Origin of the sequence: Saccharopolyspora gregorii (assembly GCF_024734405.1) — a bacterium.
Lineage (GTDB): Bacteria > Actinomycetota > Actinomycetes > Mycobacteriales > Pseudonocardiaceae > Saccharopolyspora_C > Saccharopolyspora_C gregorii.
Map to the genome: position 1 here is coordinate 4087830 of NZ_CP059556.1, position 26547 is coordinate 4114376.

Sequence of the window (26547 nt, forward strand, 5' to 3'; positions counted from 1 at the left end):
GCATCCCGGAGCATTCGGGCCACGTCGCGGTGAGCGAAACGCACTGGTCCACCTCGACGTGCGGAACCTCTGCCGAATCGGCGAATCCGGCCGCCCGAAGCGCGCCCTGCGGATCCCGGTCAGCCGGGCGCCGGGAGCTCGTCATCCGACCACGACATCGACCCGAGCTGCTCCTGCCGCCAGCAGCAGCCATTCCAGGGACCCGAGCGCGACCGGCTCGTCCGCGGTGGCCACGGCGACCCGCACCGTGCCGGGCGCGACCACGTCGGCGCCCCACCAGTACCAATGCCGCTCCTCCGCGGTGAACCAGTGCAGCCACGCCGACAACGACCACCGGTCAGTACCACCGATCGAGCCCTCCTGCCGGAACCAGTCGGGAATCCGCTCGACTGGCGACCGGCCCGCCTCCAGCGCGCGGAGCACCGCGGACAGCACCTCCCGCGCGCGGGCGAGCACCGGTTCCGCGTCGGCCGGGCAGGCTGCGACCGCGTGCGACAGCACCGCGCCCGCCGGGAATCCCGTCAGCGCCGTCGACTCCTCCACCCGCGCGATCTCGTCCGCTAGAACCACCGAATCTCCCGCTCACCTACCGTTCCACCTCGGCGAACGAACCGGCCGCGCAGCGCAGCACGCCATCGTTCGACCGCGCATCGTCCGCGAGCACGACGTGATCCACGCCGTCGAAGAACGCGGAGTCGCCACCAGGACCTGATCACCGGTGCCCCACCACGTCGTCCGAGTCGGACCGAAGTCAGCAGCCGGAGTGTCTCAGCCGAGCCGATACCGGCACGCACGAGCCCGTCCGCAGGTCTTCGGGCTCCGGACTCCGCCGCACGAGGCGAACCGGGGAGGACGATGGGCCCGACCTCATCGGGCAGGTGGACCGCGCAACACCGAGGTGCCGGGGAATCGAACCAGCATCTTCCCTATGTCCGCGGCGAGGAACTCATGGAGCGTGACGGTCACGTCGGCTGGGGACACGACGTTCACCCGGCTCTTCGGACCTGGTACCGACGTCATCGCGAGCCGTACCGGTACGCGCTCTCGGCGATCTCGTCGACGGAGTCCGCACCCAGCACGTCCTCGAGCGCGTCGCCCAGCGTCGCTCTGAGTTCGGCGAGGCGCCGCAGCACGTTCCGGTCCACCACGTAGTCCACGAGGAGCCGCGGGTCCTCGCCACCCGCTCCGATGCGGGACAGGATGCGGTCCAGCGACACGACGAACTCGTTGGTGTCCCGCAACGCCTCGACCGCCCGGTCACCGGACAACGTCACGCACCACCGGCCGTCCTGATTCACCAGAGCACCTCTTCCAGCCGCGCGTTCCGCACGGTCGCGGCGGCCACGTCCTCCAGGGTCACTCCGGCACCTCCGCCGGTGCGGTGTGCAGTGCGGTGATGATGAGGGTCACCAGGCGCAGCGCGATGTCCCACTCGCCCTGCGCGAGGAAAGGAAACCGGTCCTGGACATCGGCGGGTACGGCGCAGCCCTCCGCCACGTTGAGCAGGTCGGCCAACGGAACGCGGTCGAGCCCCACCGTGATCACCGGCGTGCTGGGGCCGGCGCCCTGCGCGACGTCGCTCACCTGCACCCCGGCGGCGCAGCGCTCGTTGTCCGGCGTCTCGGAACCGAAGGTGAGCAGCGCCGCGCGCAACCGGGCCGTCGCCTCCGAGGTTTCAGCACCACCCGTCGCATCGAGCAGTGCCGCAACGAACTCCGTCCGCGCATTCGCCACGCGCCCCACCCTCTCGCCGTCGATCCACAATGGACCGACTTGTGCCGGTCCCCCGCGCAGCGCCGCCCGCCGGTCGCACGCGGCTCACACCACTTCCCGCGACCATGGGCGCATGATGGCCGATCCGGGGCAGGGATTCATCCGGTTCGGATGAATCGGCCGCAAGTCGTACCGGACGCACCGACCTCGGAGAAGGCGCTCGCGGGCACCTCGCGCGGGCCCGGGCGCCGCCGTTCGGGATCACTCGTACGCCGCAGTCGAGTTGACCGTTTTGCTCCCTTCGGGTGGTTCGAGCGATTTTCCGATATTTCCGGGAAAACCTGGGCAAGATCTGCTGCAGAGCCGAAAACGGCTTCGCGGCGGGGAATCCGCCACTGGGGAAGGAACGATCAGGGGGAAGTAGATCATGAGCAACACCATGCGTCGCGTCGCCGCGGGGCTCGTCACCGCGGTCGCGGCCGGAACGCTGTCGCTGGCGGTCGCCGCACCCGCGCAGGCGGCCACGTCGGACTGCACCACCTATCTGAAGGCCCGCGGGTACCTGGTGGGGCCGAAGGTGCGGTCGGCGTGCAGCATCGGAGCCAAGCGCGGCGTCTTCGGACAGATCACCTGCACCACGGGTCTCATGGCCATCCAGGTAAACACCCCGCACGCGCAGTACGCCTGCAAGCGGGCCGCCGTGATTTGGAGCTGAGCCGCGGTGGAGCCGCAGGACGTCCGGGGACGGCACCATGCCGATCATCGAACCGCTCCGCCCGAGCGGTTGTCCTCCGAAGCTCCCGCCACGGCTGCAAGAACGATCCGTTGCACTTCTCGCAGCGGGAGAATTCCTCACAGCGAGCACATCACCAGGGGGTAGAGCATGAACGGAACGATGCGGCGCGTGGCCGCCGGACTGGTCACCGCGGTCGCGGCGGGGACGCTGTCGATGGCGATGGCGGCTCCCGCGCAGGCGACACCGGCCCAGTGCACCGCCTACCTGCAGGCAAGGGGATACACGGTGGGCCCGAAAGTGCAGGACGCCTGCCGACAAGCAGTGAGCCCCATCGGTGGTGCGCTCGGCCCGATGAGGTGTTCCTGGGCGTTGCGGGCCATCGGGGTCGACAGGCCGGATGCGCAGGCCGCCTGCAAGTTGGCCGCCGCCTAGTCACCACGGCCGTCCCGAGCGCTCGTTCCTGCGCTCGGGACGGTGCACGGCTACTCCGACGCCACCAACCGCAGCTCGGTCCCCGCCGCCCGGATCCCCTCCGCCGCCGCGTCGGCCAGCGCGGCGTCGGTGACGACCTCGTCGAAGGCGGTCAGCGGCGCGACCTTGTAGCGCCCGAACGTCCCGTACTTGGAGGATCCGGCGACCAGCAGGGATTTCGAGGCGGTGGCCATCGCGGCGTGCTTGACCTCCACCTTGCGCTCGGACGGCGTGGTGACGCCGCGCAGCAGGTCCCAGGAGCTCGCGCTGACGAACGCGACGTCCAGCGCGAGCTGCCGCAGCGTGGCGGCGGCGAGCCGTCCGACGGTGGAGCGGTTCGCCGGTTCGACGAGCCCGCCGAGGTGGATCACGTCGAGGTGGGTGGCGGGCAGCAACCGCTCCACGGCGGTGAAGTCGTTGGTGACGACGGTGAGTTCGGCGCGCTCCACCAGCAGCGGGATCATGGTGAGCATCGTGGTGCCCGCATCGAGGTAGACGGTCATGCCGTCGCGGACGTGCCGGGCCGCTTCCCGCGCCATCGCCTGCTTCGCGGGCTGCTCGGTGACGGACTTGTCCTGGTAGGTCGGTTCGGCGTGCAGCTGGCTGGCGATGCGGGCGCCGCCGGGCACGGAGAACACGAGCCCGCGGCGTTCGAGTTCGGCGAGGTCGCGGCGCACCGTCATGTGCGAGATGCCGAACAGCTGGGTGATCTGCTGGACGCTGAGCACGCCTTCGCGCCGCAGGTGCTTGACCAGTTGTTCGCGCCGCTGGTCCGGAATGAGCGGCGGGTTGCCCGACGCGTCCATGCCCTGCTCCCGTCTCGTGCCGCCGGGCTGCTCCGCCCGGCGGCTCCCATTGTCGCGGCCGCCCGCCCGGGGTTCCGCGGAACCCGCTGGAAACCCCGCCCGCCCGGGCGCGACGGGCGGGCGGGGGGCTCGATCAGGTGACCAGCGCGCTCAGCAGCAGGACGCCGCCGAGGCTCAGCACCGACTGCACGGACAGCATCAGCGTCCAGGTCCGGAAGGTCTGGGCGACGCTGAGCTGGAAGTACTCCTTGAACAACCAGAACCCGGAGTCGTTGACGTGCGAGAGCATCACCGCGCCGGACGCGGTGGCGAGCACCAGCAGCTCCGGCGACAGCCCCGGGTAGGCGGCGACCAGCGGCGCGACGATCCCGGTGGCCGCCGCGGTCGCGACGGTCGCGGAGCCGAGGCAGACCCGCAGCAGCGCGGCGGTGAGCCACGCCAGCAGCAGCGGCGGCACCGCCCAGTCGACGGCGTACTGGGTGATCAGCTGGTCGACCTCGGTGGCGGAGAGCATCTCCTTGAGCCCGCCGCCGGCCCCGAGGATGAGGATGATCGCGCCGACCGGCCCGAGCCCCTTGGCCGCCATCTTCTGCAGCTTCGCCAGCCCGAACCCGGATCGCACGCCGAGCGCGAAGAACGCGAACACGACGGCGACGAGCAGCGACAGCACCGGGGTGTCGCAGGCTTCGAACACGACGTGCGCCCAGCCGTCCGGCGCGGCCACGGCCGTGCCGAGGGTGCCGATGAGCATCAGCCCAGCAGGCAGCAGCACGGTGATCAGCGCGAGCACCAGCGACACCGGCCGGCGGAGCTCGTCCTCGGCGGGCCCGGGATCGGGCACCGGGGACTTGTCCAGGTCCGGCGCGGGCCCGAACCAGCGGGACAGCAGCGGGGTGAGCACCGGCCCGCACAGCACCATCACCGGGATCGCGATGAGCAGCCCGTAGAAGATGGTGAGCCCGGTGTTCGCGTCGTAGGCGGCGACCGCCAGCGTCGGCGCCGGGTGCGGGGGCAGCAGCCCGTGCGAGACGTAGAGCCCGGCGGCCATCGGCAGGCCCACGAACAGCAGGTGCGAGCCGGTGCGCTTGGCGACGGCGTACACCAGCGGCACCAGCATCACGAAGCTGACGTCGAACAGGTGCGGCATGCCGATGAGCAGCGCCGCGGTGGCGATGGCGGCGGGAATCCACTTGACGGGCCGGGCGCCGATGAACGCGGTGGCGATGCGGTCGGCGCCGCCGGAGCCGAGCAGGATGCCGCCGAGGATGGTGCCGAGGCCGATGACGGGCCCGGTGTCGCTGAGCGCGTCGCCGAAGCCGGTCTGGAAGTGCTCGGCGGTCTCACCGGGTGCGATCCCGTTCGCGAAGCCGAGGCCGAGCGCGGCGATCATCAGCGCGAGGAACGGGTGCAGCTTCATCTTGGTGATGAGCAGGATCAGCACCACGATCGCGCCCGCCGCGAGCAGCAGCGGGGTCAGTTCGGTGCTCATCTGGTCTCCTCGCCCTGCTGCCAGGCCTCGACGAGGGCGGGGTCCGGGTTCGCCAGGTCGGACAGGGCGATCAGCTCGCCCGCGGCGACGTCGCGGCGCAGCGTCGCATGCGCGGCGAGGTACAGCGGCGCGACGTCGGCGGGGGCCTCGTCGCCGCGCAGCAGCACGGCCTGCACGCCGGTGACGTCGTGGTGGTGCCCGCCCATGTCGAGGACGGTGCCCGCGGCGAGGTCCTGCTTCGCGCGCCCGGCGAGCACGGCGTGCCTGCGGGGTTCGCGGGTGAGCGCGTCGCGACCGCGGGCGACGAGGTCGAGCAGCGTCGCCGGGGTTTCCACGCCCATCAGGTGGAAGGGCAGGTAGAGGACGGCGTAGCGGCCGTCGCGGCTGACGACGTGGCCCTTCTCGGCGAGGATCCGCCAGGTCTCGGCGTCGTTGGTGCGCAGCACGACGAACTCGCCGCCGGCGAAGGAGGCTTCCCCGGGCAGCCGCAGCGCGCTGAACACGTCCACGGCGCCGGGTTCGCGCAGCACCCCGCCGTCCTCGCGCAGCGCGTAGACGTCGGCGAGTTCGGCGATCCGCGCGACCGGGTAGTGCAGCCGTTCCACGTCGGGCCGGAAGCCGGTGCCGTTGGCGACGACCGCCATCTCGCAGTAGTCGGCGGTGGCGCCGGTGGGCAGCGCGGCGACGGCCTCGGCGCGGGCGGCGAGGGTGGCGCGCACGTCGTCGCCGAGGGTGAGCAGCTCGCCGAGCTCGGGCGCGTCGACGGTGCGGTCGAGCTGGGTGACGGTCCCGCGTTCGGGGTCGTGGACGAGGTCGTACTCGGTGGACTTGCCGATGGCGACGACGTCCATGCCGAGCAGCCGCGCCCGGTCCAGCAGCTTGAGCAGGTTGCCGGGCTGGTCGCCCTCGGCGGGCAGGTAGGCGACGTCGTTGGCCGCGGCGATCCGGGCCAGGTGCAGCCCGGCGACGGAGTCGACCTCCTTGCTGACCATGGCGACGTGCCTGCCGAGTTCGAGCGCGGTGCGCGCCATCGCGTAGCCGTGGGCGGGGCTGCCGGTGGCTTCGACGAGCACGTCCCAGGCGCCCGCGCCGATGAGTTCGTGGTCGGCGACGAGCGCGATGTTCCCGTCCGCGGTGGCGGCGGCGGTCTCCGCGGCGTCGGCGCAGGTGCGCAGGCGCGCTTCGGGATACCCGAGTTCGAGGCACAGCGCGCGCAGCCTGGGGACGTCGACGTCGCAGAGCACGGCGGGTTCGAGCGCGGGGATCAGCCTGGTCTGCGCCAGCAGGGTGCGGGCGAAGCCGCCCGCCGCGCCGGAAAGCGCGTACCCGACGGGCCGTTCGCCGGTGCCCGGTGGGCGTGGCTGCTCGTTCATGGGTCTCCTCGTTGAGTCCTCGCGCCGCGATAGCTCGGGGAGCCGCGCGTCGCGACGGCCGATCGGGTGGAACCGGGATCACACTGGTTCACAGAAGATATTCACTGATTCACACCAGAGTCAAGCGTGCTAACATATTTTCACGGCCACGGTGCGGTTCGCCCACGACTCCCGATCCGGGCGATCCCCCGGCCGTCCTCAGACCCCGTCCGCGCGCGCCGTGGACCCGCCCGCCAGGGAGGACGCATGCCGCTGCTCGGCGCGATCGCCGACGACTTCACCGGGGCGACCGACCTCGCGACGATGCTCGTCTCCCGCGGCTTCCGCACCGCCGTGGTGATCGGCACCGCGGCGCCTGCCGAACCGCTCGACGAACTGGACGCGGTGGTGGTGGCGCTGAAGTCCCGCACCGCGCCGGTCGAGGAGGCCGTGCGGGACTCGCTCGCCGCGGTGCGCTCGCTGCGCGCCGCCGGCTGCGAGCGGATCTACCTCAAGTACTGCTCCACGTTCGATTCCACGCCCGAGGGCAACATCGGGCCGGTGGTGGACGCGGTGCTCGACGAGCTCGACGTGCCGGGAGCGGTGGTGGTGCCGTCGTTCCCCGCGACCGGCCGCACCGTGCACCGCGGGCACCTGTTCGTCGGCGACCAGCCGCTGGCGGAGAGCCCGATGCGCGACCACCCGCTGACCCCGATGCGGGACTCGAACCTGCTGCGGCTGCTGGCCCCGCAGACCCGCCGGCCGGTGCGGCTGGTCGGGCACGACGTGGTGCGCGCCGGGGCCGAGTCGGTGCGCGCGAGCCTGGCCGAGCACGGCGACGCGCTGGTGGTGGTCGATGCCGCCGCGGACGAGGACCTCGCGGTGATCGCGGCGGCCACCGCGGACGCGCCGGTGCTCACCGGTGGCGCGGGGCTCGCGCTCGGCCTCACCGGTCCGCACCCGGGACGGGCCCGCGCGGGATCGGCCGGCGCCGGCCCGGCGGTGGTGCTGGCGGGCAGCGCATCGGCCGCGACCCGCTCGCAGGTGACGCACGCGAAAACCCTGCTGCCGCACCGGAAGCTGGACCTCGCCGCGCTGCGCGCGGACTTCGACGGTGCCGTTGCCGAGCTCGTCGAGTTCGTCCGCGCGCGCTGGGCGGCGGACCCGGCGCTGCCGCCGCTGCTCTACGCGGTCGGCGTCGGCGACGAGGTCGAACCGGCGCGGGACGACGACGCCGAGCCCGCCGGGGCGCTGCTGGAGCGGGCGTTGGCGCGCTGCGCCGCCGACCTGGTCGCGCACGGCGCGCGGCGGCTGCTCGTCGCGGGCGGCGAGACCTCCGGCGCGGTGGTCCTCGCGCTCGGCGCCACCACCCTGCACGTCGGCGCGCAGATCGCGCCCGGCGTGCCCTGGTGCCGCACTGAGTCCGATGTGGACGGAGAGTCCAGGCCGGTGGACGTGGCGCTGAAATCGGGGAACTTCGGAGGGGTCGACATCTTCACCACCGCATGGGACGTGCTGTCATGAGCGACGCCCGAGCAGAACTGGCCGCCGCGGGCGCGAAGCTCGCCGCGCTCGGCCTGAGCCCCGGCTCCTCCGGCAACCTCAGCGTCCGCGAGGGCGACCGGATGCTGATCACGCCGACGGGCGCGGACCTCGGCGACCTCGACCCGGCGGCGCTCGCCGAGCTGTCCCTCGACGGCGAGCACCTCGGCGGGCCGCGGCCGTCGAAGGAGTTCCCGCTGCACGGCGCCTTCTACCGCCGCGACCCGGCCACCACCGCGGTGGTGCACTTGCACTCCCGGCACGCTTCCGCGGTGTCCTGCCTGCAGCCGTGGTCCGAGCGCAGCGCGATCCCGCCGCTAACCCCGTACTTCGTGATGCGCGTCGGCCAGGCCCCGCTCGTCCCGTACGCCGCACCGGGCGATCCGGCGCAGGCCGGTGCGCTCGCGGCGCTGGACTTCGAGTTCCGCGCCGCGCTGCTGCAGAACCACGGCCCGATCACCGCGGGCACCTCGCTGGCGGCGGCGGTGGACGCGGCGGTGGAGATCGAGGAGGTCGCAGCCCTGCTGCTCGGCCTCGGCCAGCACCGCCCGCGCCTGCTCGAACCCGCCGAGATCCACGAGCTCACCGCGAAGTACGGCACTCCGTGGGATGCCTGAGCGAGCACGCAACGGCCCCGCGCGATCACGCATCGGAGTCGGCCCGGTGTGCCCGGAACGCCCCGGACCGGATCGCGAAGAGGATCACCGGAGCGAAACCCGGCACGTGGTACTCTTCCGCGCAAGTCGGTCGCACACCGTCGAAAACGGGTGTGCGGACCCCTGGACCCCGCCGGACGCACTCGCGGCGGACCGGAACGCGGGCGAACCGGATCGGACCGGTCGGCCACGACGGAGCGTGACGGTCGGCGGTCCCGCCGTGGAGGTGCGATGAACCCGGAACCCGGCTCGGCGGAGCAGCCGCCGCGGACGCTCGCCGACAAGCTGGTGTACCTGATCGACGTGTACGCCCAGCAGAACGCCGCCCCGGGCAGCAGGCGCAGTGGCCGACCTTCGAACGCCTCGCCGCGGAGATCAGCGCCGGCACCGGGAAATCCATCTCGCACGGCTACCTGCACCAGCTCTGCCGCGGCCAGCGGGACAACCCGACCCTGCACCACCTCCAGGCGCTCGCCGAGTTCTTCCGGGTGCCCGTCGCCTTCTTCACCGACAACGAGGCGACCCGGGAGATCGTGGCGCAGTACGAACTGGTCCTGGCCATGCGCAACAGCCGCATCCGGGAGATCTGCACCTACGCGCCGCTGCTCGACTGGGAAGGGCTGGACGCGGTCACCGCGCTGGTGAAGGATCTGGCGGGCGGGGTGAAGCGGCCGGAGGCCGAGAGCTGATCGCTCCGGCGATCAGCCGGCGGCGGCGATGAACCGCGCCATCCGCTCGCGCACCCCGTCGTCGGATCCCAGCCACACCGCGACCGAATCGGCCCCGGCCGCGGCGTAGGCGTGCACGTCGGCCACGACGGCCGCCAGCTCCGCGCCACCGCCGAGCCACGACGTCCGCACCGAGACCCGGACCGGCCGCACCGCGTTCGCCCGCAACCGATCGACACGCGCGGCGAACGTGGCGGGTTCCGGAGCGATGGGCTGCCACCCGTCGCCCGAGCGGGCCGCGCGGCGCAGCGCCCGCTCCCCCGAACCACCCACCACGATCGGCACCGGGGTGCCGGGCTTCGGTTCGAAGACCCCGGTGTCGTAGTGGAAGTGGGTGCCGTGGAACGGGCCGGAACCGCCGAGCAGGTGCCGGATCAGGTCGATGGCCTCGTCGGCGCGCGCCCCGCGGTCGGCGAAGCCGGCCCCCACCGCGGCGAATTCCGCCCGGTCCCAGCCGATGCCGACGCCGAGGGTGAAGCGGCCGCCGGAGATCCGCTCCAGCGTGGCCGCCTGCTTGGCGACGACGAACGGGCTGCGCATCGGCAGCACCAGCACCGAGGTGCCCAGCCGGATCGTCCGGGTGCGCACCGCGATGGCGGCCAGGGCGACCAGCGGATCGTAGATCCCGCCGTAGCTGCCGGGTGCGTAGCGCGACGGCGGCAGCAGGTGGTCCGGCAACCACACCGCCCCGTATCCGAGCCGCTCAGCCGCCACCGCGAGATCGCCCAGCTCCGTGAACGGCAGCTCCGGCGATTCCGCGGGCAGCACCAGTTGCAGGTCCACCCGTCACCTCCTCCGCTCGGGTGCGGCCGGGGTCCGCCGACCCCGGCCGCCGGTCACACCGCTGATTCCACCGCGACCCGGTCACCGCCGCTCGACCGGTTCCGCCACCAGTGCGAGGCGACGGCCAGCAGCAGCGCGAGCCCGCACACCGCGGCGGAGGTCAGCGGCACCGCCCCGGTCCCCCAGCCGAGGTCGAGCACCTGCCCGCCGAGCCAGGCGCCGAACCCGTTGCCCAGGTTGAACGCGGACACGTTCACCGACAACGCGAGGGTCGGCGCGGCGATCGCGATGCGCTGGATGTGCGCCTGCAGGCTCGGGATGATGGAGAAGCCCGAAGCACCGAACAGGAACAGCGCCGCCACCGCCAGCGCCGGGACCGGACCGCAGAGCCAGAACACCAGGCACACCGCGGTGAGCACGGCCAGCACGGCGAGCACCGCCCGGCCCACGTCCCCGTCGGCGAGCTTGCCACCGGCGAAGTTCCCGACCACCGAGCCGACGCCGAACACCACCAGCAGCACCGAGATCGACGCGGGCGCGAACCCGCTGACCTCCTGCAAGATCGGCACCAGGTAGGTGGAAGTGGTGAACACCGCGCCCTGGGCGAGCACCGTGACCACCACCGCCACCGCCAGCACCGGACTGCGCAGTGCCGCGACCTCCTGGCGCAGCCGTTCGCGCCCGGTGGCCGCCCGCTGCTGCGCGGGCGGCCGCATGAACAGCGCGATCAGCACGATGGTCAGCCCCGCCACCAGCGCGATGGCGACGAAGGTGAACCGCCAGCCGAACCGCTGCCCGACGAACGTGCCCAGCGGGGAGCCGAGCGCGTTCGCCAGGTTGAACCCGAGCGCGATCTTCGCCATCGCCGAACCCTGCTTGTCCGGCGCGGAGATCGCGGCGGCCAGCGAGAACGCGACCGCCACGAAGGTTCCGTGGCTCATCGCGGTGAACACCCGCGCCGCCATCAGCACGCCGTAGTCCGGCGCCACCACCGCGGCGGCGTTGCCCGCGGTGAACACGGCCATCAGCACGAGCACCAGCGCCTTGCGCGGCACCTTCGTGGTCAGCAGCGTGACCGCGGGCCCGATCACCGTCACGCCGAGGGCGTATCCGGTGACCAGCAGACCCGCCGAGGGCACGCTGACCGCCAGGTCCGCCGCCACGTTCGGCAGCAGTCCGGAGATCGCGACTTCGGCGGTGCCGACGCAGAACACGCCGAGCATGAGTGCGAACACGGGAATGGGCATGGGCGAACCTCGCGGAGCGGTGGTCGTCGGTCAGTTCTCGGGGTGCAGGAATCCGCGGACCAGGTCCACCAGCTCGTCCGGCCGTTCCATGACGACCAGGTGCCCGCTGTCGATCTCGGCGTAGGTGCTGCCCTCGATGGACTCGTGCAGTTCCCGGGAGTGCCCGACGGGCACCAGCTGGTCGTGGGTGCAGCCGACGACCAGCGTGGGCGCCTGGATCTTCGGGGTGAGGTCGCTGATGTCGATGCCGAGCCCCAGGTCGATCTGCCGGTTGGTGCCGTCCGAGCACTTGGTGCCCGCCACGAACTCGGCCAGCGCCTCCACGCCCATCCGGCTGACGAAGCCGGGGGTGAACAGCAGCAGCGTGATCAGTCGCGCGTAGGAGGACTCGTCGAGGTCAGCGAGGTCGCGCCACAGCTTGAAGGTGAGCTGGTGGCGCGGATCGGTCGAGTCCTGCCAGCCGGCGATGAGCACCAGCCGGTGCACCAGTTCGGGGTGCTTGGCGGCCACCCCGGCCGCGACGACGGCGCCGAGCGAGAACCCGCCGAGGTCCACCGGCTCGCCACCGTTGTCCCGGATGACGGCGGCGACCTGCTCGATCAGCGCGTCGAGGGTGATCGCACCACCGTCGTCCTCGGTGCCACCGCTGCCCGCGTAGTCCGGGGTGATCACGGTGTGCCGGTCGGTGAACCGGTCCACCAGGTGGCCGAAGTTGGCGACCGAATCGGCTCCGGTCCCGTGCACCAGGACGAGTCCTGGCCCCGCGCCGTGCGTCGTGTAGTGCACCACCGCGCCGGGGATCGAAACTGTGCTCACGATGAGTTCACTTCTCCTTTCTCGTCCGGTCACCGTCAGGACATCCGAATCAGGATCTTCGGACGTCGGCGACCGCTGCTGGCAAGCCGTTGGAAGGCGGCACCGACTTCCGAACGGGAGAAAGCGGAATCTACCAAGGGATCCAGCCGGACCAGACCGCTTTCCACGAACGTGATCAACTCTTCCCAGCACCCGATCCCGGAGAGGACCGCGTGCATCGTGACGTTCTTGATCACCAGGTCGGCGACCGGGAATCCGTCCACCGAATGGTGCGGAGTGCCCAGCTGCGCCATTCGGGCACCCGGTGCGCACAGCACGGGCGCGGACCTGGCCGCGGCCACCGAACCCGATGCCTCGATGACGGCCGAGTAGCGGTCCGCTTCGGCGTTCTCCGGAACCGAGACCGGGAAGCCGAGTTCCGCGGCGAGCTCCCGCGGCTCCGGTTGCGGGTCGAACACATCGACCCGCGCGCCCAGCGCACGGCACAACTGGGCCGCTACGACACCGAGCGTGCCCGCGCCCAGCACCGCCACCCGGTCCGCACCGGTCACCGCCAGCCGCCGCACCGCGTGCAGCGCGGCCGAGGCGGGTTCCAGCAGCGCGGCGACGTCGTCGCCGAGCGAGTCCGGGATCCGGACCAGGGTGTCCGCCGGGGCTTCGAGGTAGTCGGCAGCGGCGCCCTGCGCCTGGCCGAGCACGCCGATCTCGCTGCGGCCCGGGCAGTACCTGAGGTCGCCGCGTCCGCAAGCGGGGCAGTTCCCGCAAGGGCGGAAATTGTGCCCGGAAACGCGCTGCCCGACATCGAACCCGACGACCCCGGAACCGGTTTCGACGATCCGCCCGCACCACTCGTGGCCGAACACGAACGGGAACGACTTCAACCCGTCGTGCAGGTAATTGCTCGATCCGTCGTAGAAACCCAGATCCGTGCCGCACAGGCCGATCCGGCTGATCCGGATCAGGCAGTTCCCGCTGCTCGGCGGGGCCACCGGAATTCGCCGCTCCCGCACCACTCCGGGAGCTTCCAGCACCAGTGCGGACATCGCGGACGACTCGCGCTCGGGCGATTCGGGCGAAACCCGGCCTGTCATGTCGGTGGAACGGGACATGCGCACCTCACTTCGCGGGAACGGGTTCGGCGGGGACGGACTCCACAGGTGCCGCGGGCGGGCGGCGGCGGCCGAAGCGCCGCATGATCGGCCGTTCGACGGCGGTGTACAGCAGCCACGCGCCCAGCACCGAGACGACCAGCTCGGCGAGCACCACACCGCTCGCGGCCCAGAAGCCGAAGTAGGCGTCCGGCCCCAGCAGCTCCCGGGTACCGCTCAGCACCAGCGCGTGCACCATGTAGAACGCGAACGAGATCTCCCCCAGCCACACCGGGAACCGCCCCCGCAGCGGCGAACGGCCGCCGCGGACGTCGGCGCACGCGGCCGCCGGGATCAGCAGCGCCAGCGGGATGATCGTGACCGCGTTCAGGTGGAACACCCACGGCACGAAGGACGCCAGCACGTACCCGCCGGCGGTGAGCAGCGCCGCGGTACCGAACCCGAGCCCGATCCAGCGCCCGCTCAGCACGATCCTGGCCAGCACGATCCCCAGCGCGAAGTCCAGCGCGCGCACCGGCGGCAGGAAGTACACCAGCCAGAACTGCCACACCGAGCCCGGCGAGTTCGCCTCCGGGAGCCCCGGTTCGGTGGGCACCAGGAACTGCGCCACGAACGCCACCGCGAACACCGCCGCGATCAGCCCGATCGCGGTCGCCCACAGCCGAGCCGCGGGAATCCGCTTGATCAGCGGGAACAGCACCGGGAACGCCAGGTAGAACAGCAGCTCGCAGCCCAGCGACCAGCTCGGCACGTTCACGCTGAGGAACGTGTCGTAGTCCGGCACCCACGGGTGCAGCAGGAACAGGTTGGCGAACACCGTCCCGGCAGCCGCGGTGCCGCCGCTGAACAGCACCAGCGCCAGCGCCCAGGTCACCAGGTGGTTCGGGAACACCTTCACCAACCTGCGTCGCCAGAAGTCCAGCACGTCCCCCACGGAGTCGCTCGACCAGGTGAGCACGAATCCGCTGAGGATGAAGAAGAACGCGACGCCGATGCGGCCCGCGTCGGCGGCGACGGTGCTGAACGCGCTCGCCTGCGCCGGGTCGCCGAAGAACGTCCACGGCGGCGTCGTGCAGGAAGCGTGGAACAAGAACACGAGCAGCGCGGAGATGAACCGCATGCTCGTCAAGGACGGCAACCGCGAGGTGCGGTCCCGCTCGGTGATCCCCCAGGTCTGCGTCATGGTCGTGCGGTCCTCATTTCTTCGAGTCGGACCCGCAGGCGTTCGCCGTCGCTGGAGGCGGTGACCGCGTCGAGGTCGGCGACCCGGGGCAGGTCTGCGGCGACCCGCCCGCCGTGGGCGCCGACGACGACCGCCCGCGCCCCGCTGGCCAGTGCCGAGAGCAGGCCTGCCTCGGCGTCCTCGAACACGATCGCCGCTTCCGGTGGCACCCCCAGGTGCCGGGCGGCGAGCGAATACCCCTCCGGATCCGGTTTTCCTTGTCGGACGTCTTCGGCGCTGACGACCACGTCGGGCAGCCGCAGCCCGGCCGCCGCCATGCGCCGCCGCGCCAGTTCGCGGCCTGCGGAGGTGACCACGGCCCAGCGGCTCGCGGGCAGGCTCGCCAGCAGCTCGGCGGCTCCGGGGATCTGCACGATCCCGTCGACGTCGGCCACTTCCTCCGCGACGAGCCGGGCGGTCTCCGCGGCCACGTCACCGCCGGCGGGCAGGTGCCGCGCCACGGTCTCCCCGGTCCTCCTGCCGTGCGCGTCGGCGAGGATCTCGGCGCCGTCGAGCCCGTGGCGGCGGGCGAAGCGGTGCCAGGTCCGTTCGACGACGGTGGTCGAGTCGACCAGCGTGCCGTCCATGTCGAACAGCAGCGCCTCGGCGGTGAGCAGCACTTCTTCGGTCATGGCCGGGCCTCGCTCGGTCGTCGGGTCAGGGTGTCGGCGTGTCCGCGCAGCCGCGCCAGGTCGACGCGCAGCCGTTCCCGGTCGCCGTCGCGGTGGTCGTTCTCCAGCACCAGTGCGCGCACGTGCCCGCCGCGCGCGCGGACCGCGGCGAGGGCGGACTCGGTGTCGCCGCCGTCCTTGACGTGGATCTGGTCGGCGAACCGGTCGCCGAGCGCCGCGACCAGCGCCGCGACGTCCACGCCCGCCTGGTGCGGGTTGGCCGTGTCGAGCAGCAGCCGGAAGGATTCCGCGCCGACCTGGTCGAGCAGCCGCTCGGCCGCGGGAACGTCGAGGACGTTCTCGTTGGCCAGCAGCAGGCCGCGGGCGGCGGCTTCGGCGCTCGCCCAGCGCAGCACCTCGGCGGTCGCCGACAACGATGCGGGGCCGGTGATCGCGCTGCGCCGGAAGCTCGGCACGAACACCAACGGTGCCTCCAGTTCCCGCGCCGCGTCCAAGGCGCGGGTCACGGTGCGGCGCACCACCGCGGGGTCGGCGGAGGTGAGCCCGATGTCGTTCATCAGGTTCACCGCTACCCCGAGCACGCGGACTCCGGTGGCGGCCGAGGTCTCCCGGATCCGCCGGATGCGCCCCGGTTCGTCGAGCGGTGCGCCGCGTCCCGGACCGCCGAGGTCGAGCTGCACCCCGTCCGCGCCGAGCTCCGCGGCGAGGGTGAGCACGTCCGCGCCGTCGGCGTCGACGCGCCAGCCGGTGAGCCCGATCAGCGGCCGGTTCACGAACCCAGCCCGCGGCTCTGCGACTCCGGCGGCTGCTCGCGCACCGAACGCCAGCCGCCGTCGGCGTCGACGACCAGGCTGTCGCCGTGGTGCTCGCCGCCGCGGGTGCGCAGCAGCTCGGTGGCGACCGCGCCGAACCCGGCCGGGCGCATGTAGTCGCTGTAGTCGAAGTCCTCCGGCCGCCGGCGGCGGATGCCCGGGGTGTCGACCATGCCGGCGGGCAGCACCTGCACGATCCGCAGCCGCGCGGCGTCCTCCTCCTGGGCCAGCGAGTGGAGCAGGCCGGTGCCCGCCGCCTTGGTCGCGGCGTAACCGGACCGGCCGGGTCCCGCGTTGTAGACCACTTCGGAGGAGACCCCGAGCAGCAACCCGGGGCCTGCCTCCCGCAGTGCGGGCAGCGTGGCCGCCAGCGTCAGCCACAGGCCGTGCAGGTTCACGTCCACCTGGCGGCGCCACTCCTGCTCGGTGACGTCGCGGAACAGCGCCCGCTTCGTCCCGTAGTGCACCGCGGAGAAGCACACCGCGTGCAGCGGGCCCGCGCCTGCGACCTCGGCGAGGGCCTGCCGGGCCTGGTCGGGTTCGGTGAAGTCCAGCCGCGCCCAGCCCAGCGCGGCGTCATCGGGTTCGCTGCGGCTCGCGACGACGACGTCGGCGCCCGCTTTCGCCCAGGCGTCGGCGATGCCGCGGCCGATGCCCGTGGAACCGCCGACCACGAGCGCGCGGACCGGTCCGGAAACGTCTGCCATCAGTTCTCCTCGTGGTGTCGGGGTTGCGGAGCGGAGATCCGCACGGCGAGCTTCACCAGCCGGCGGCCGTCGATGTCGCGACCGCGGCCGGTCGCGAGCTCGCGCATGATCCGGGCGGCTCCGTCGAGGTCGGTGCCGTGCGTGACCAGGTCGCGGTAGCGCTCCGGGGCGCGCACCAGCTCGTCGGCGGCGATCCGCAAGTGGTCGTTGCCGACCCCGCGGTGCCCGAACAGGTGCACGCGGTCGCCGGTGGTGGTGCTGAGCGCGGCGTGCTCGGGCGGGTCCGGTGTGCCCGCTCGGTTGGCGGCGCGGAGCGCGACGAGGTCGGCACCGGGCAGCATCGGCGTGCCCGCCGCCGGGGGCAGGCCGCCCACCAGGTCCACCGCGAGCTCGTGGCCCGCTGCCGCCGCGATCGCCGCCTCCAGGCAGCCGACGGTCGCGTCCCGCGGGGTGGCGATGAGCGCGGCGACGGGCCCCGGCGTCGTTTCCGCCGTCAGGTCGGCACCGGGTTCCAGCACCGCGTGCACCGGCTCCGGCGGCAGATCGTCGGCGGTGCGCCGCACCAGGACGATCCGCTCGGCCTCGGTCAGCCATCGACGCGCGGCGCGCACCGCGAGCCTGCCGACCGTCCCGGCGCCGAAGACGACGAGGGTGCGCGGGCGGAACCGGCGCAGCGCCGAGAGCGCGTAGCGCACCACCGCGAGCGGTTCCAGCAGCGCCGCCAGGTCGGGCTCCGGCACCGAGGTCAGCGGCAGCACCAGGCCCGCGTCGACGGCCGAGGCCGGTATCCAGGTCCGCTCCTGCAGCAGTCCGCCCACGTTGTGTCCCAGCAGGAACGCGGGGTCGGTGGGGTGCGTCGGGTTCACCACGACCTTCGTGCCTGCGCCGAGCTCCGGTGCGACGCCGGGCCCGGCCGCCACCACGGTCGCGATGCCTTCGTGGCCGATCACCTCGGCCGGGTCGTCCCGCATGCCGCGCAGCATCTGGACGTCGGTGCCGCACAGGCCTGCCACTTCGGGGCCCAGCAGCAGTTCTCCCGGTCCGGGCGGCCGGGTCGGCCGGTGCCGGACCGCGATGCCGGTGCCGTCGCGCACCACGGCTCGGTGCGTCCGGGTCATCTGCCCTCCCGCGCCGCGAGTCCCGCTCCGACGAGCCCGCCGGAGGTGCTCGCGTCGTCGACGACGAGCCGCCGCGCCGCCCAGCCGGGGACGCGATCGCCGGTCAGGTAGGTGCCGGCGCGTTCCAGGTGCGCCAGCACCGCGCCGCGGTAGTGCTCGCCCAGCCCGGTGACGACGCCTCCGGTCAGCACCAGGTGGTCCAGCTCCGGGTCCAGGCACACGGCGGTGCGCAGCAGGTCGGCGACCGGTGCCGTGACAGCGGCCAGCAGCGCGGTGGCGAGCCGGTCGCCGTGGTCCAGCGCGGCGCGGAACGCATCCTCGAACGCGGTGCCGTCCTCGGCGCGCCCCAGCGCCGAGTTCCGCCATCCGGCGGGATCGCGGCGCCGGACCTCCTCCGCGACCCGGCGGATTCCGGGCCCGGAGGCGAACGCCGAGAGGTGGTCGTCGACCCCGCAGTCGCAGGGCAGGTGCAGCGGCTCGCCGCGCCACGACGCGGCGATCGGCAGGTGCCCGATCTCGCCCTGCAGACCGCACTCGTCGACCGGGATCTCGCCGCGGCGGCGGTCCACGGTGCGGCAGGCGATGCCGGTGCTGATCGTCGCGAGCAGCACCTTGCGGTCGTCCGCGTACCTGGGCCCGGTGATGGCGTGCAGCAGTGCGGCGGTGACGTCGTTGACGACGTGCCAGCGCACGTCCGGGCGCGCGGACCGCAGGGCGCCCAGCAGGTCGAACGGCTCCGCGCAGGAACCCCACAGCGGCGCCGAGGCGTGCACGGTGCCGGTCCGGTGGTCCAGCGCGGCGCCGAAGGAGATCCCGGCGACGCGGCCTGCCGGCACCGCGGCGCACAGGTCCCGCACGAGTTCGGCCCGCAGCTGCGCGACGTCGGCGCCGGGACGCCTGCTGATGCTGGGCGAGGTGGTCTCGGTGATCTCGGCCAGCCCGTGCTCCGGCGTCCAGTCGGCGGCCCGCAGCCGGGTGCCGCCGACGTCGATCACGGTGATCGGGTTCATCGCGCCGCACGCACCAGAACGGTGTCCGATCCGGCCCGCTCCCGCACGAACCGGAGCGCTTCGCCGAGCTCCTCGCGGGTGATGTCGTGCACGAAGGTCGCGGAACCGATGCCGTCGGTCAGCGGAATCCGCTGCTCGCCGTCCCGGTGCTTCACCGCGTCGCGCAGCGCTTCGACGAGCAGGTCGGTGGTGAACACCGGGTCGGTCACCGGCAGGCCGGCGGCCCGCAGCAGCCCGATCGCCCGGTCGGCGTCCGCGGTGCCGAGCATCCCCCTGTTGTGCGCGAGCGCCACGCACACCGCCATGTCCACCGCGACGGCTTCGCCGTGCAGCAGCGGCGGGTCGGCCCGCAGTTCCAGCGAGGGGCTGAAGGTGTGGCCGTAGTCGACCGAGCGCTCCAGCACCTCTTCCCACAGGTTCGGTTCCAGCTCGTCGAGCATGCCGCCGATCGCCCGCGACATGATCTCCACCGCGGGGCCGCCCGGCTCGCCGTCGGCGAACGCGGCCGCGTCCAGGTCGTGCACGGCGAGTTCCAGCAGGTCGAACAGCGCCGCGTCCTTGATCAGCGCCATCTTCACGATCTCGGCGAGCCCGTTGGCGATGTGCCGTTTCGGCACCGTGCGCAGGAATTCCGGGTCGATCAGCGCCACTTCGGGCGCGTAGTAGCTGCCGAGCCGGTTCTTGTGCGTGCCGTGGTTGATGCCGGTCTTGACGCCGATCCCGGCGTCGACCTGGCCGATGAGCGTGGTGGGCACGCGGACGTAGGGGACGCCGCGCCGGTACAGCCCGGCGGCCATGCCCGCGACGTCGAGGACGGCGCCGCCACCGACCGCGACGACCTTCTCCGAGCGCCGCAGGATCCCCATCCCGGTCATCGCCTCGGTGATGGCGACGACTTCGTCGAGGTTCTTGGACTGCTCGCCGCCGGGAACGACGTGCCACTTCACGTCGATCGACCACGCCTCGAAGTAGGCGCGGAGCCGGTCGCCGTGGAGGACGTCGACGGAGTCGTCGACGATCAGCAGGCAGCGCGGCGACCTGCCGGGCGCGGTTCCGCACGCGTCGGCGAGCGCCGAGTTCGACGGCGACAGCAGCCCGGTGAGCACGCGGACGTCGTAGCCGACCGGTTGCCGGGCGCGGACCCGCCAGTCGGTGCCGATCTTCGCGGTGCCTCCGGAGTTCGCGGACATCACAGAGTCCTCCCAGTGGTGGTTCCGCCGCCCGGACGCGCGGTCCGGGCGCGCGGAGATGCGCTCCCGAATTCGTAGATGGGTGGATCCGGGCGGGGTCGCGCCCTCGCCGGATCAGGTCGGCTGCGCTGCCGACGATCAGTTCGGTCGACCGAACTCCCCAGTTGCGCGAGCGGAGCTGATACCCCAGATCATCCATATCCGCTTACGTCGCGCAGCCTAATGCTAATCACAGCGGATGAGCGCCGTCAACTGAAATGGATGACAACGGGAGGTGACTTGTTCTCCCTGGTCCAGGGGCGGACCGGCCACGGGACGCCGCTCAGCGGCCCGCGGGCTGCGAACGCTCCGCGCGGCGGAAGTCGAGCGCCGGCCCCGCCCCGTACTCCTCGGCGACCACCAGCAGGAAGCGGATCTCCGACTCCAGATCAGCCCCTCCCGGCAGCGGCACCGCACTCCCGGCCGCCACCGCGCCCCGTGCCCGGACGTCCTCCGCCGCCCGCAGCCAGCAGGCCAGCACCGCCGCCGCCACCCGGTCCGGCGGCACCCCTGCCGACACCACGTGCGCGCGCGCCCGCTCGACCAGTTCGGCCGAGCAGTGCCCGCTCAACAGCAGCACCGCGTCCCGGATCTCGATCACGAGCCGGTAGCACGCCAGCTCCACGGCGGCACGCGACCGGAACACCTCGCGCCCCGCGGCGGCGAGCGGGACGCGCCGGACCTCCGGCACCCCGGCGGTGATCTCCGCCCACAACGGCAGCAGGCGCCGCAGAACCCGGCGCTTGGCCGAGGTCCCGCGCACCTCGGCCCACAGCGGGGCGGACACGCCCACCGCGAAGCACCCGGCCTGCACCCCGCTGACGAGCGGCGCGACCGACAACGGCGACGATTCCCCCGTCCAGGCCGCGAACGCCGCCAGCGGGCAGAGCACGAGAACCGACAGGCAGAACCCGGCCCCGTACGCGAGCAGACCGAACCGCGCCCCGCCCGGCCCCCCGCGCACGCCCGCCCGCACGCACAACCCGCACGCCACCGCGTGCGCGACCACGTGCAGCAGCAGAAAACCCGACCAGTAGCTGTCCAGCACCGCGACCGGCACCGGCGGACCCGCGAAACCGACCGCGGACAGATCGGAGCGGACCAGCAGCGAGACCACCACGGCCCCACCGGCCCACAGCAGCGGCGTCCGGGCGCCGCGCACCCGCAGGAAAGCCGAGAAACCGTGGAGCACCAGGCAGGAACTCGTCACCGCGATCGAATTGCGCAGCACGTGCACCGCCTGCGGGCTCAACGCGGATTCGCGCAACCACGTGCAGGAAGCGTCGGTGTGCAGCGTCATCGTCGTCGCGAGCCCGGCGCCGATGAGCCAGAACGCCCGGGTCCGGCGCTGCCGCAACGCCTGCGGTGCGCGGAGCAGGACCGCGAGCCAGAGCGCCCCGATGCCGGCGAACTCCACCACCGAGCTCACCGCGGCGGCGGCCACGGGGCCACCGCGAACCCGAGCGCCTCCTCGATCCCGCCCACCCGCACCGGAGTCGGCAGGATGCGGCTGCCCAGCAGGACCGCGATGTCCTCGGCCTCCCGCTCGGCCGCGGCACCGTGCCCGCCGTGCGAGCGGGCCAGCAACCGGGACACCGTTCCCGGGTCGAGATCCGGGACCATCCGCCGGAATTGCGCCGCGCGCCGCTCCGAGTGATCGGCGGGTTCCGCTCCACCGTGCGCGAGGATGTGGCCGATCTCGTGCAGAATGATGTGCTTTCGGTGCAGTTCGCTGGTACGCGGTTCGACGAAAACGTAGTCGGTGTCCGCGGCTTCCACCCAGAGCCCGTGCGGACGGGCGGAATTCGCCGCCCCCGGAAAGGGGAGCACGCGCAGCGGACGTTTCCGGCGCGCGGAGATGCACTCGATCAACTCATCCATCGAACAGGCGGCAGGCAGCGCCAATTCCTTGACCAGCCTGCGAAAACGCGCGCGCGAACGCCACCCCTCCAGCACCGGAAGCCCTCCCCGGTCACATGTCCACCCCAGTACGCTGAGCACTCTGTCCGACACTTTCCGCAGCAGTCAATGCATCCTGCGTCACAGCGCACGAAAATCGCACCCCCTTAACAGGAGGTTCACTTTCTCGCGAACGATTTCCAGATAGTGGGCGAAATGGCGTGCACCGCGCGGAAATGGAGCAGGCGGTAGCACCTCCCGGTGGAACGCGCGTCGAGGCCCCCGGCGGCACCGGGGGCCTCGACGCGATCAGGACGAGCGGATCAGCCGAACGACGGCGGCGCGTCCTCGGGCGCGCTGCCCCACCCGGTGTTCGGCTCGGTGCCCAGGGCGTAGTCGAGCGTGCCGCCCTCGGCGACGAACCGCTCGGACAGCCACGGCTTCCCGGTCCGCTCCCCGTTCACCGACAGGTCCTGCACGTACTTCGCCTCCTGCGAAGCGTCGGGGGCGTTGACGGTGATGGTGGTGCCGTTGCCCCGGTCGATGCTGATCGACGGGAACAGCGGGCTGGCCAGCACCAGGTCCGCGCGGCCCGGCGCCTCCGGGTACATGCCCAGCGCCGCCCACACCGACCAGGACGACATCTGGCCGAGGTCGTCGTTGCCGACGAGGCCGTCCGGTTCGGCGCTGAACAGCTCGGTCAGCGAGCGGCGCACCACGTCCTGCGTCTTGTGCGGCTGCCCGGCGTAGGCGTAGGCCCACGGGGTGTTCGCCGACGGTTCGTTGCCGAGGTAGGCGTGCGGTTCGTCCGGTCCGGCGTTGAGCTCGGCGAAGAACTCGTCGAGCCGCGCCCCCGCCTGCTCGTTCCCGCCCATCCGGTCGAACAGCCCCTGGTGGTCGAACGGCACCATCCAGGCGTACTGGGCGGCGTTGCCCTCCACGTAGCCGTCCTGCTGGGCGAGGTCGAACTCCGGCCAGGAGCCGTCGGCCTTGCGCGGCTGGATCCAGCCGCTGTCCGGGTTGACCAGGTTCTGCCAGTTCCGCGCGCGCTGCTGGAACTCGTCGCGCGCGCCGGTGTCGCCGATCCGGTCGGCGAACTGGGAGATGGCGAAGTCGGAGCCGGTGTACTCCAGCGTCGTCGACACCGAGCCCCACGATTCCTCGTCCTCGGCGGGGATGTAGCCGAGCTCGCCGTACTGCTCGTGCACCGGCCGCTCGTCCTCGTTGGTCGCCCCGGCGCGCATCCGCTCCAGCGCCCGGCCGGTGTCGAAGTCGGTGGCGCCGAACGCGTGCGCGCTGGAGATCATGATCGGCAGCGGGTCGCCGGTCATCACGCCGGTGCCGCCGTTGGCGACGGTCCAGCGGTCGAAGTAGCCGCCCTGCGCGGACTGGTTCACCGCGGACTGCGCGATGTCCGAGGCGATGTCGGGCGCGATCAGCGCGACCAGCTGGGTCTGCGAGCGGTACACGTCCCAGCCGGAGTAGTTGGCGTACTGGGCGTGGCCCGGCTCGGCCCGGTGCACCTCGCCGTCGAAGCCGGTGTAGTTCCCGTCGACGTCGCTGAACACGTTGGGGTGCAGCAACGAGTGGTAGAGCCCGGTGTAGAGCCGCCGCCGGTCCTGGTCGCTGCCGCCGCCGACGTCGATCCGCCCGAGCAGCTCGTTCCACGCCGCGCGGGTGCCGTCGCGGACCTGGTCGAAGCCCCGGTCGCCGAGTTCCTCGGCGGCGTTGGCCTTCGCGCCGTCCAGGCTGACGAACGACAGCCCGACGCGGGCGGTCACGGTGCGCTCGGCGCCCGGGTCGAAGGAGACGAAGGCCTGCGCGCCGTCGTCCTGCGCCTGCTGCTCGTTCGCGGCGCCGGTGCCCGAACCGGAGATCTCCTTCGCCGAGGTGTCGACCCGGCCGTCGCGCACGACGCCGCTGCTGGTGAAGTCGTGGTCGAACTCGGCGTGGAAGTAGACGCGGTACTCGTTGGAGCCGCCGCAGAATCCGCCGCCGTCGCTGTAGCCGCTGATGGTGTTGCCGTCGATGGTCAGCGAGCCCTCGGCGTCGTTGAACGCCTTCGCCGCGTCGATCGACAGCGAGGCAGTCTCGCCCTCGGGGTAGGTGAACCGCGCGACGCCGGCCCGCTGGGTCGCGGTCAGCTCGGTGCGCAGCCCGTTGTCGAAGGTGACGTCGTAGGCGCCGGGCGAGGCCGATTCGTTCTCGTGCGAGAACGGGTGGTCCTGCGCCGGGGCGTCGCCGAGCGTCGGCAGGAACGGGATGTTGCCGAAGTCCCCGCACCCGGCGCCGGAGATGTGGGTGAGGCTGAACCCGCGGATCCGGTCGTCCTCGTACTGGTAGCCGCCGTGCTGGTACTCGGCGGTGTCCGGGCTCCACTGCATCATCCCGAACGGCGCGACCGCACCGGGGAAGGTGTTGCCCGCTCCCCCGCCGTGCCCGAAGTCGGGACCACCGGGCTTGGTGCCGGTGAACGGGTTGACGTACTGCGCCGGGTCTTCGACGCCCGGCGCGGCCGGGGCGGCGACGGCCGGTACCGCGGAGCCCGGCAGGGCCAGTGCGGTGACCAGCCCGACGGCGCCGGCCAGCAGCGATCGGCTCCGGCCGGACGTGCGTCTGCGCCTGGAGGTGCGCATCGTGCTCCTCTCCTCGGAGGTGGTGGTGCGGCGTGGTTCGGAAACGAGCGGGAACGTCCGGCACCCAATGTGGACGGGGGATGCGGAAGGGGGACGCGGAATCGGAATTCCGCGCGGGAAGAAGGAGTTCCACGGACTTCTTCCGGCGCGCGAGCGGGAAATCGCGGACCGCATTCCGGCCACGGATTCCCGATGGTCATCGAGGCGGGTTCGGCGGCGAGTGCGGCGGCAGGCGACCCGGCCGCGACGGCGACCCGGCCACCGGGAACGCCATGCGGAATCCGCGTCGGAGACGGGAAGAACGGCCCGGATCGCGCACAGATCCCCCATGACAACGTTGTCCATCGCGGTGAGATCAACCGTACAGACCGGACTCGGCGGCGGCAATCATCCGCGTCCCGCGCGCCGCCCGGAGCAGCGGATTCCGGACGCGTTTCCATCCGTTCAGGGCAATGCGGGCGACCGCGCTCCCGTTTTTCCCAGAATGGAAGGGGATTTCCCGGGAATGGCGGTCAGCCGGGGAGGAGCTCGGCGACGAGCCGCTTGCCCAGTTCGATCGGTTCGGTGCCGCGGCTGAACTTGGAGCCTGCGACCGCGCCGTCGTAGATCAGCCGGATCCGCTCGGCGGTCGCCTCGGGATCGGCGGCCCCGGACCGCCCGGCGAGGTCCACGAGCAGCTCGTGCAGCCAGGCGCGGTGCCGGTCGATGGCGGCGCGCGCCGGGTGCTGCGGATCGGGGAACTCGGTGGCGGCGTTGAGGTAGAGGCAACCGCGGAAGCGGCGGTCCAGCGCGGCGCCGTGCGCGAGGTCGAACAGCGCCAGGACCTTCTCGCGCGGCGAGTCCAGTTCGGCGGCGGCCTTCTCCCACTTGCCCCGGTCGGCCTCGTCCTGGTCGTCGAGGTAGGCGGCGATGAGGCCGTCCTTGGAGCCGTAGGCGTGGTAGAGGCTGGCGCGCGCGACCCCGGCTTCGGCGAGCACCCGGTCGATGCCGACCGCGCGGATGCCCTCCCGCACGAACAGGGTTCCGGCCGCGTCCAGGAGTCGCTGGGCGGGAGCGGCTGCGCCGGATCGCGTGGTGGCCATGGACACAGCCTAACATCGATGGACAGAACGATCGGTCTAGCCCTAGGGTGGCATGCCAGGTTCGGAGCTCGTGCGGCGGTTGCAGGTGGACCTGCTCCGCGTCACCAGCGCGATCTGTCCCGCTCCCCTGGCCTGAACCCCCTCTCGCGACATCGCGCGGACGACCTGAGCCGTCGTCCGCCGCCGCGCATCCCCCTGCCCGCACGGAGGCCCCGCCATGTCCTTGTTCCTGTACGAGATCGTGCCCGCCGACGACGCCCGCCAGCGGACCGAGCAGCTGCTCGCCGCCTTCGACACCGCCGCGCGCGAAGCGGGTGCCGAACTGATCGAATCGCAGGTCACCGGCGCGCGGGACCGGGTGTTCGCCGTGGTGGAGGCCGCGGACGACGCCGACCTCGCCACCCTGCGCGGCGAGCGGCTGCCCGAGGTCGCCGAGCTCGCCGGCCCGCACCTGGTCCGCCTGGTCGGCGCCGACCTCGCCGAGGTCAAGGCCGCCCGCCCCGAAGCCGGCTACCTCGTCGAGTGGGACTTCCCCGCCGACCTGGACATGGACACCTACCTGGCGAACAAGAAGGCCAAGGCGCCCAAGTACGCCGAGGTGCCCGAGGTGACGTTCCTGCGCACCTACGTGCGCGAGGACATGGCCAAGTGCCTGTGCCTCTACGACGCACCCGACGAGGGCGTGGTGCGCAAGGCGCGCGACGCCGTGAGCACGCCCGTCGACCGGTTGCACACCTTGGACCGGGGCTGAC

At 72.5% G+C, this 26547-nt stretch carries 28 protein-coding genes; 7 read left to right on the plus strand and 21 right to left on the minus strand.

From position 1 onward, the window contains the following. Window positions 1–141: 141 nt before the first annotated feature. The 3 genes from H1226_RS17675 to H1226_RS17685 all read right to left on the minus strand — a co-directional run bounded on the left by H1226_RS17675 (window position 142) and on the right by H1226_RS17685 (window position 1764). Window positions 142–570: a hypothetical protein gene (locus tag H1226_RS17675; RefSeq protein ID WP_258341726.1), complete on the minus strand. Its 429-nt coding sequence runs from the start codon at window positions 568–570 to the stop codon at window positions 142–144. Between the two features lie 446 nt (window positions 571–1016). Further along, window positions 1017–1298 (minus strand): hypothetical protein, encoded by a 282-nt coding sequence (locus tag H1226_RS17680; protein ID WP_258341727.1) that lies wholly within the window; start codon window positions 1296–1298, stop codon window positions 1017–1019. Window positions 1299–1356: 58 nt separating this feature from the next. Beyond that, entirely contained in the window at window positions 1357–1764 is a 408-nt protein-coding gene (locus H1226_RS17685) for a hypothetical protein (protein WP_258341728.1), read from the minus strand. Between the two features lie 376 nt (window positions 1765–2140). Here H1226_RS17685 and H1226_RS17690 point away from each other — a divergent pair, with 376 nt between their 5' ends. Together H1226_RS17690 and H1226_RS17695 are read left to right on the plus strand one after the other, a co-directional pair. Next, window positions 2141–2428: a hypothetical protein gene (locus tag H1226_RS17690; protein ID WP_258341729.1), complete on the plus strand. Its 288-nt coding sequence runs from the start codon at window positions 2141–2143 to the stop codon at window positions 2426–2428. A 168-nt stretch (window positions 2429–2596) separates the two neighbouring features. Beyond that, window positions 2597–2881 carry a hypothetical protein gene (locus H1226_RS17695; RefSeq protein ID WP_258341730.1) on the plus strand — a complete coding sequence of 95 codons (285 nt, stop codon included), beginning with the start codon at window positions 2597–2599 and terminating at the stop codon, window positions 2879–2881. Between the two features lie 50 nt (window positions 2882–2931). Here the strand turns inward: H1226_RS17695 and H1226_RS17700 are convergent, their stop codons facing one another. The 3 genes from H1226_RS17700 to H1226_RS17710 all read right to left on the minus strand — a co-directional run bounded on the left by H1226_RS17700 (window position 2932) and on the right by H1226_RS17710 (window position 6588). Then, the gene (locus tag H1226_RS17700) at window positions 2932–3726 is read right to left on the minus strand and encodes a DeoR/GlpR family DNA-binding transcription regulator (protein ID WP_258341731.1); all 795 of its coding nucleotides are present in this window, start codon (window positions 3724–3726) and stop codon (window positions 2932–2934) included. A gap of 133 nt (window positions 3727–3859) precedes the next feature. Next, window positions 3860–5215, minus strand: a complete 1356-nt coding sequence (locus tag H1226_RS17705) for a GntT/GntP/DsdX family permease (RefSeq protein WP_225045192.1) — start codon at window positions 5213–5215, stop codon at window positions 3860–3862. Then, entirely contained in the window at window positions 5212–6588 is a 1377-nt protein-coding gene (locus tag H1226_RS17710; protein WP_258341732.1) for a homoserine dehydrogenase, read from the minus strand. Before H1226_RS17710 ends, H1226_RS17705 begins: the two co-directional genes overlap by 4 nt. A gap of 246 nt (window positions 6589–6834) precedes the next feature. Between H1226_RS17710 and otnK the strand changes: the two genes are divergently transcribed. The 3 genes from otnK to H1226_RS17725 all read left to right on the plus strand — a co-directional run bounded on the left by otnK (window position 6835) and on the right by H1226_RS17725 (window position 9454). Continuing rightward, window positions 6835–8091 carry a 3-oxo-tetronate kinase gene (gene otnK, locus H1226_RS17715; RefSeq protein WP_258341733.1) on the plus strand — a complete coding sequence of 419 codons (1257 nt, stop codon included), beginning with the start codon at window positions 6835–6837 and terminating at the stop codon, window positions 8089–8091. Beyond that, window positions 8088–8726: a class II aldolase/adducin family protein gene (locus H1226_RS17720; RefSeq protein ID WP_258341734.1), complete on the plus strand. Its 639-nt coding sequence runs from the start codon at window positions 8088–8090 to the stop codon at window positions 8724–8726. The genes otnK and H1226_RS17720 overlap by 4 nt, the downstream gene beginning before the upstream one ends. Before the next feature lie 527 nt (window positions 8727–9253). Further along, window positions 9254–9454 (plus strand): hypothetical protein, encoded by a 201-nt coding sequence (locus H1226_RS17725; RefSeq protein ID WP_258341735.1) that lies wholly within the window; start codon window positions 9254–9256, stop codon window positions 9452–9454. Window positions 9455–9466: 12 nt separating this feature from the next. On the opposite strand, the gene H1226_RS17730 is transcribed toward H1226_RS17725, so the two are convergent. The 15 genes from H1226_RS17730 to H1226_RS17800 all read right to left on the minus strand — a co-directional run bounded on the left by H1226_RS17730 (window position 9467) and on the right by H1226_RS17800 (window position 25795). Further along, window positions 9467–10276, minus strand: coding sequence for a TIGR03619 family F420-dependent LLM class oxidoreductase (locus H1226_RS17730; RefSeq protein WP_258341736.1), 810 nt, complete (start codon window positions 10274–10276; stop codon window positions 9467–9469). A gap of 53 nt (window positions 10277–10329) precedes the next feature. Continuing rightward, window positions 10330–11523, minus strand: coding sequence for an MFS transporter (locus H1226_RS17735; RefSeq protein ID WP_224962559.1), 1194 nt, complete (start codon window positions 11521–11523; stop codon window positions 10330–10332). 30 nt (window positions 11524–11553) lie between these two features. After that, window positions 11554–12339: an alpha/beta fold hydrolase gene (locus H1226_RS17740; RefSeq protein ID WP_224967961.1), complete on the minus strand. Its 786-nt coding sequence runs from the start codon at window positions 12337–12339 to the stop codon at window positions 11554–11556. Window positions 12340–12374: 35 nt separating this feature from the next. Then, window positions 12375–13448 carry a zinc-dependent alcohol dehydrogenase gene (locus H1226_RS17745; RefSeq protein WP_309148819.1) on the minus strand — a complete coding sequence of 358 codons (1074 nt, stop codon included), beginning with the start codon at window positions 13446–13448 and terminating at the stop codon, window positions 12375–12377. 7 nt (window positions 13449–13455) lie between these two features. After that, the gene (locus H1226_RS17750; protein WP_224962565.1) at window positions 13456–14631 is read right to left on the minus strand and encodes an acyltransferase family protein; all 1176 of its coding nucleotides are present in this window, start codon (window positions 14629–14631) and stop codon (window positions 13456–13458) included. Further along, the gene (locus H1226_RS17755) at window positions 14628–15302 is read right to left on the minus strand and encodes an HAD-IA family hydrolase (protein ID WP_225045197.1); all 675 of its coding nucleotides are present in this window, start codon (window positions 15300–15302) and stop codon (window positions 14628–14630) included. The genes H1226_RS17750 and H1226_RS17755 overlap by 4 nt, the downstream gene beginning before the upstream one ends. Further along, the gene (locus H1226_RS17760) at window positions 15299–16075 is read right to left on the minus strand and encodes a sugar phosphate isomerase/epimerase family protein (RefSeq protein ID WP_258341737.1); all 777 of its coding nucleotides are present in this window, start codon (window positions 16073–16075) and stop codon (window positions 15299–15301) included. The genes H1226_RS17755 and H1226_RS17760 overlap by 4 nt, the downstream gene beginning before the upstream one ends. After that, window positions 16072–16821, minus strand: a complete 750-nt coding sequence (locus H1226_RS17765; protein WP_258341738.1) for an SDR family NAD(P)-dependent oxidoreductase — start codon at window positions 16819–16821, stop codon at window positions 16072–16074. The genes H1226_RS17760 and H1226_RS17765 overlap by 4 nt, the downstream gene beginning before the upstream one ends. Next, the gene (locus H1226_RS17770) at window positions 16821–17939 is read right to left on the minus strand and encodes an alcohol dehydrogenase catalytic domain-containing protein (RefSeq protein WP_258341739.1); all 1119 of its coding nucleotides are present in this window, start codon (window positions 17937–17939) and stop codon (window positions 16821–16823) included. The genes H1226_RS17765 and H1226_RS17770 overlap by 1 nt, the downstream gene beginning before the upstream one ends. After that, window positions 17936–18949, minus strand: coding sequence for an ROK family protein (locus H1226_RS17775; RefSeq protein WP_258341740.1), 1014 nt, complete (start codon window positions 18947–18949; stop codon window positions 17936–17938). Before H1226_RS17775 ends, H1226_RS17770 begins: the two co-directional genes overlap by 4 nt. Further along, window positions 18946–20139 carry a sedoheptulose 7-phosphate cyclase gene (locus H1226_RS17780; RefSeq protein ID WP_258341741.1) on the minus strand — a complete coding sequence of 398 codons (1194 nt, stop codon included), beginning with the start codon at window positions 20137–20139 and terminating at the stop codon, window positions 18946–18948. The genes H1226_RS17775 and H1226_RS17780 overlap by 4 nt, the downstream gene beginning before the upstream one ends. A 322-nt stretch (window positions 20140–20461) precedes the next feature. Continuing rightward, the gene (locus tag H1226_RS17785) at window positions 20462–21622 is read right to left on the minus strand and encodes an MAB_1171c family putative transporter (RefSeq protein WP_258341742.1); all 1161 of its coding nucleotides are present in this window, start codon (window positions 21620–21622) and stop codon (window positions 20462–20464) included. Then, window positions 21604–22134: an ImmA/IrrE family metallo-endopeptidase gene (locus H1226_RS17790; protein ID WP_224961038.1), complete on the minus strand. Its 531-nt coding sequence runs from the start codon at window positions 22132–22134 to the stop codon at window positions 21604–21606. Before H1226_RS17790 ends, H1226_RS17785 begins: the two co-directional genes overlap by 19 nt. Before the next feature lie 266 nt (window positions 22135–22400). Next, on the minus strand, window positions 22401–24713 hold the full coding sequence (locus H1226_RS17795) for a GH92 family glycosyl hydrolase (protein ID WP_258341743.1): 2313 nt from the start codon (window positions 24711–24713) through the stop codon (window positions 22401–22403). A 512-nt stretch (window positions 24714–25225) separates the two neighbouring features. Next, window positions 25226–25795, minus strand: a complete 570-nt coding sequence (locus H1226_RS17800) for a TetR/AcrR family transcriptional regulator (RefSeq protein WP_224961036.1) — start codon at window positions 25793–25795, stop codon at window positions 25226–25228. 52 nt (window positions 25796–25847) lie between these two features. Here H1226_RS17800 and H1226_RS28355 point away from each other — a divergent pair, with 52 nt between their 5' ends. Then, window positions 25848–25931 (plus strand): putative leader peptide, encoded by an 84-nt coding sequence (locus tag H1226_RS28355; protein ID WP_373690083.1) that lies wholly within the window; start codon window positions 25848–25850, stop codon window positions 25929–25931. 81 nt (window positions 25932–26012) lie between these two features. Beyond that, window positions 26013–26546 (plus strand): DUF4242 domain-containing protein, encoded by a 534-nt coding sequence (locus H1226_RS17805; protein WP_258341744.1) that lies wholly within the window; start codon window positions 26013–26015, stop codon window positions 26544–26546. The last annotated feature ends 1 nt before the right edge of the window (window position 26547 follow it).

Coding starts and splice junctions, on each gene's coding strand:
- H1226_RS17720 (WP_258341734.1), top strand. CDS start 8,088: ATGAGCGACGCCCGAGCAGAACTGGCCGCCGCGGGCGCGAAGCTCGCC.
- H1226_RS28355 (WP_373690083.1), top strand. CDS start 25,848: ATGCCAGGTTCGGAGCTCGTGCGGCGGTTGCAGGTGGACCTGCTCCGC.
- H1226_RS17695 (WP_258341730.1), top strand. CDS start 2,597: ATGAACGGAACGATGCGGCGCGTGGCCGCCGGACTGGTCACCGCGGTC.
- otnK (WP_258341733.1), top strand. CDS start 6,835: ATGCCGCTGCTCGGCGCGATCGCCGACGACTTCACCGGGGCGACCGAC.
- H1226_RS17770 (WP_258341739.1), bottom strand. CDS start 17,939: ATGACCCGGACGCACCGAGCCGTGGTGCGCGACGGCACCGGCATCGCG.
- H1226_RS17775 (WP_258341740.1), bottom strand. CDS start 18,949: ATGAACCCGATCACCGTGATCGACGTCGGCGGCACCCGGCTGCGGGCC.
- H1226_RS17710 (WP_258341732.1), bottom strand. CDS start 6,588: ATGAACGAGCAGCCACGCCCACCGGGCACCGGCGAACGGCCCGTCGGG.
- H1226_RS17745 (WP_309148819.1), bottom strand. CDS start 13,448: ATGTCCCGTTCCACCGACATGACAGGCCGGGTTTCGCCCGAATCGCCC.
- H1226_RS17800 (WP_224961036.1), bottom strand. CDS start 25,795: ATGGCCACCACGCGATCCGGCGCAGCCGCTCCCGCCCAGCGACTCCTG.
- H1226_RS17795 (WP_258341743.1), bottom strand. CDS start 24,713: ATGCGCACCTCCAGGCGCAGACGCACGTCCGGCCGGAGCCGATCGCTG.
- H1226_RS17765 (WP_258341738.1), bottom strand. CDS start 16,821: ATGGCAGACGTTTCCGGACCGGTCCGCGCGCTCGTGGTCGGCGGTTCC.
- H1226_RS17700 (WP_258341731.1), bottom strand. CDS start 3,726: ATGGACGCGTCGGGCAACCCGCCGCTCATTCCGGACCAGCGGCGCGAA.
- H1226_RS17705 (WP_225045192.1), bottom strand. CDS start 5,215: ATGAGCACCGAACTGACCCCGCTGCTGCTCGCGGCGGGCGCGATCGTG.
- H1226_RS17755 (WP_225045197.1), bottom strand. CDS start 15,302: ATGACCGAAGAAGTGCTGCTCACCGCCGAGGCGCTGCTGTTCGACATG.
- H1226_RS17780 (WP_258341741.1), bottom strand. CDS start 20,139: ATGTCCGCGAACTCCGGAGGCACCGCGAAGATCGGCACCGACTGGCGG.
- H1226_RS17690 (WP_258341729.1), top strand. CDS start 2,141: ATGAGCAACACCATGCGTCGCGTCGCCGCGGGGCTCGTCACCGCGGTC.
- H1226_RS17805 (WP_258341744.1), top strand. CDS start 26,013: ATGTCCTTGTTCCTGTACGAGATCGTGCCCGCCGACGACGCCCGCCAG.
- H1226_RS17735 (WP_224962559.1), bottom strand. CDS start 11,523: ATGCCCATTCCCGTGTTCGCACTCATGCTCGGCGTGTTCTGCGTCGGC.
- H1226_RS17750 (WP_224962565.1), bottom strand. CDS start 14,631: ATGACGCAGACCTGGGGGATCACCGAGCGGGACCGCACCTCGCGGTTG.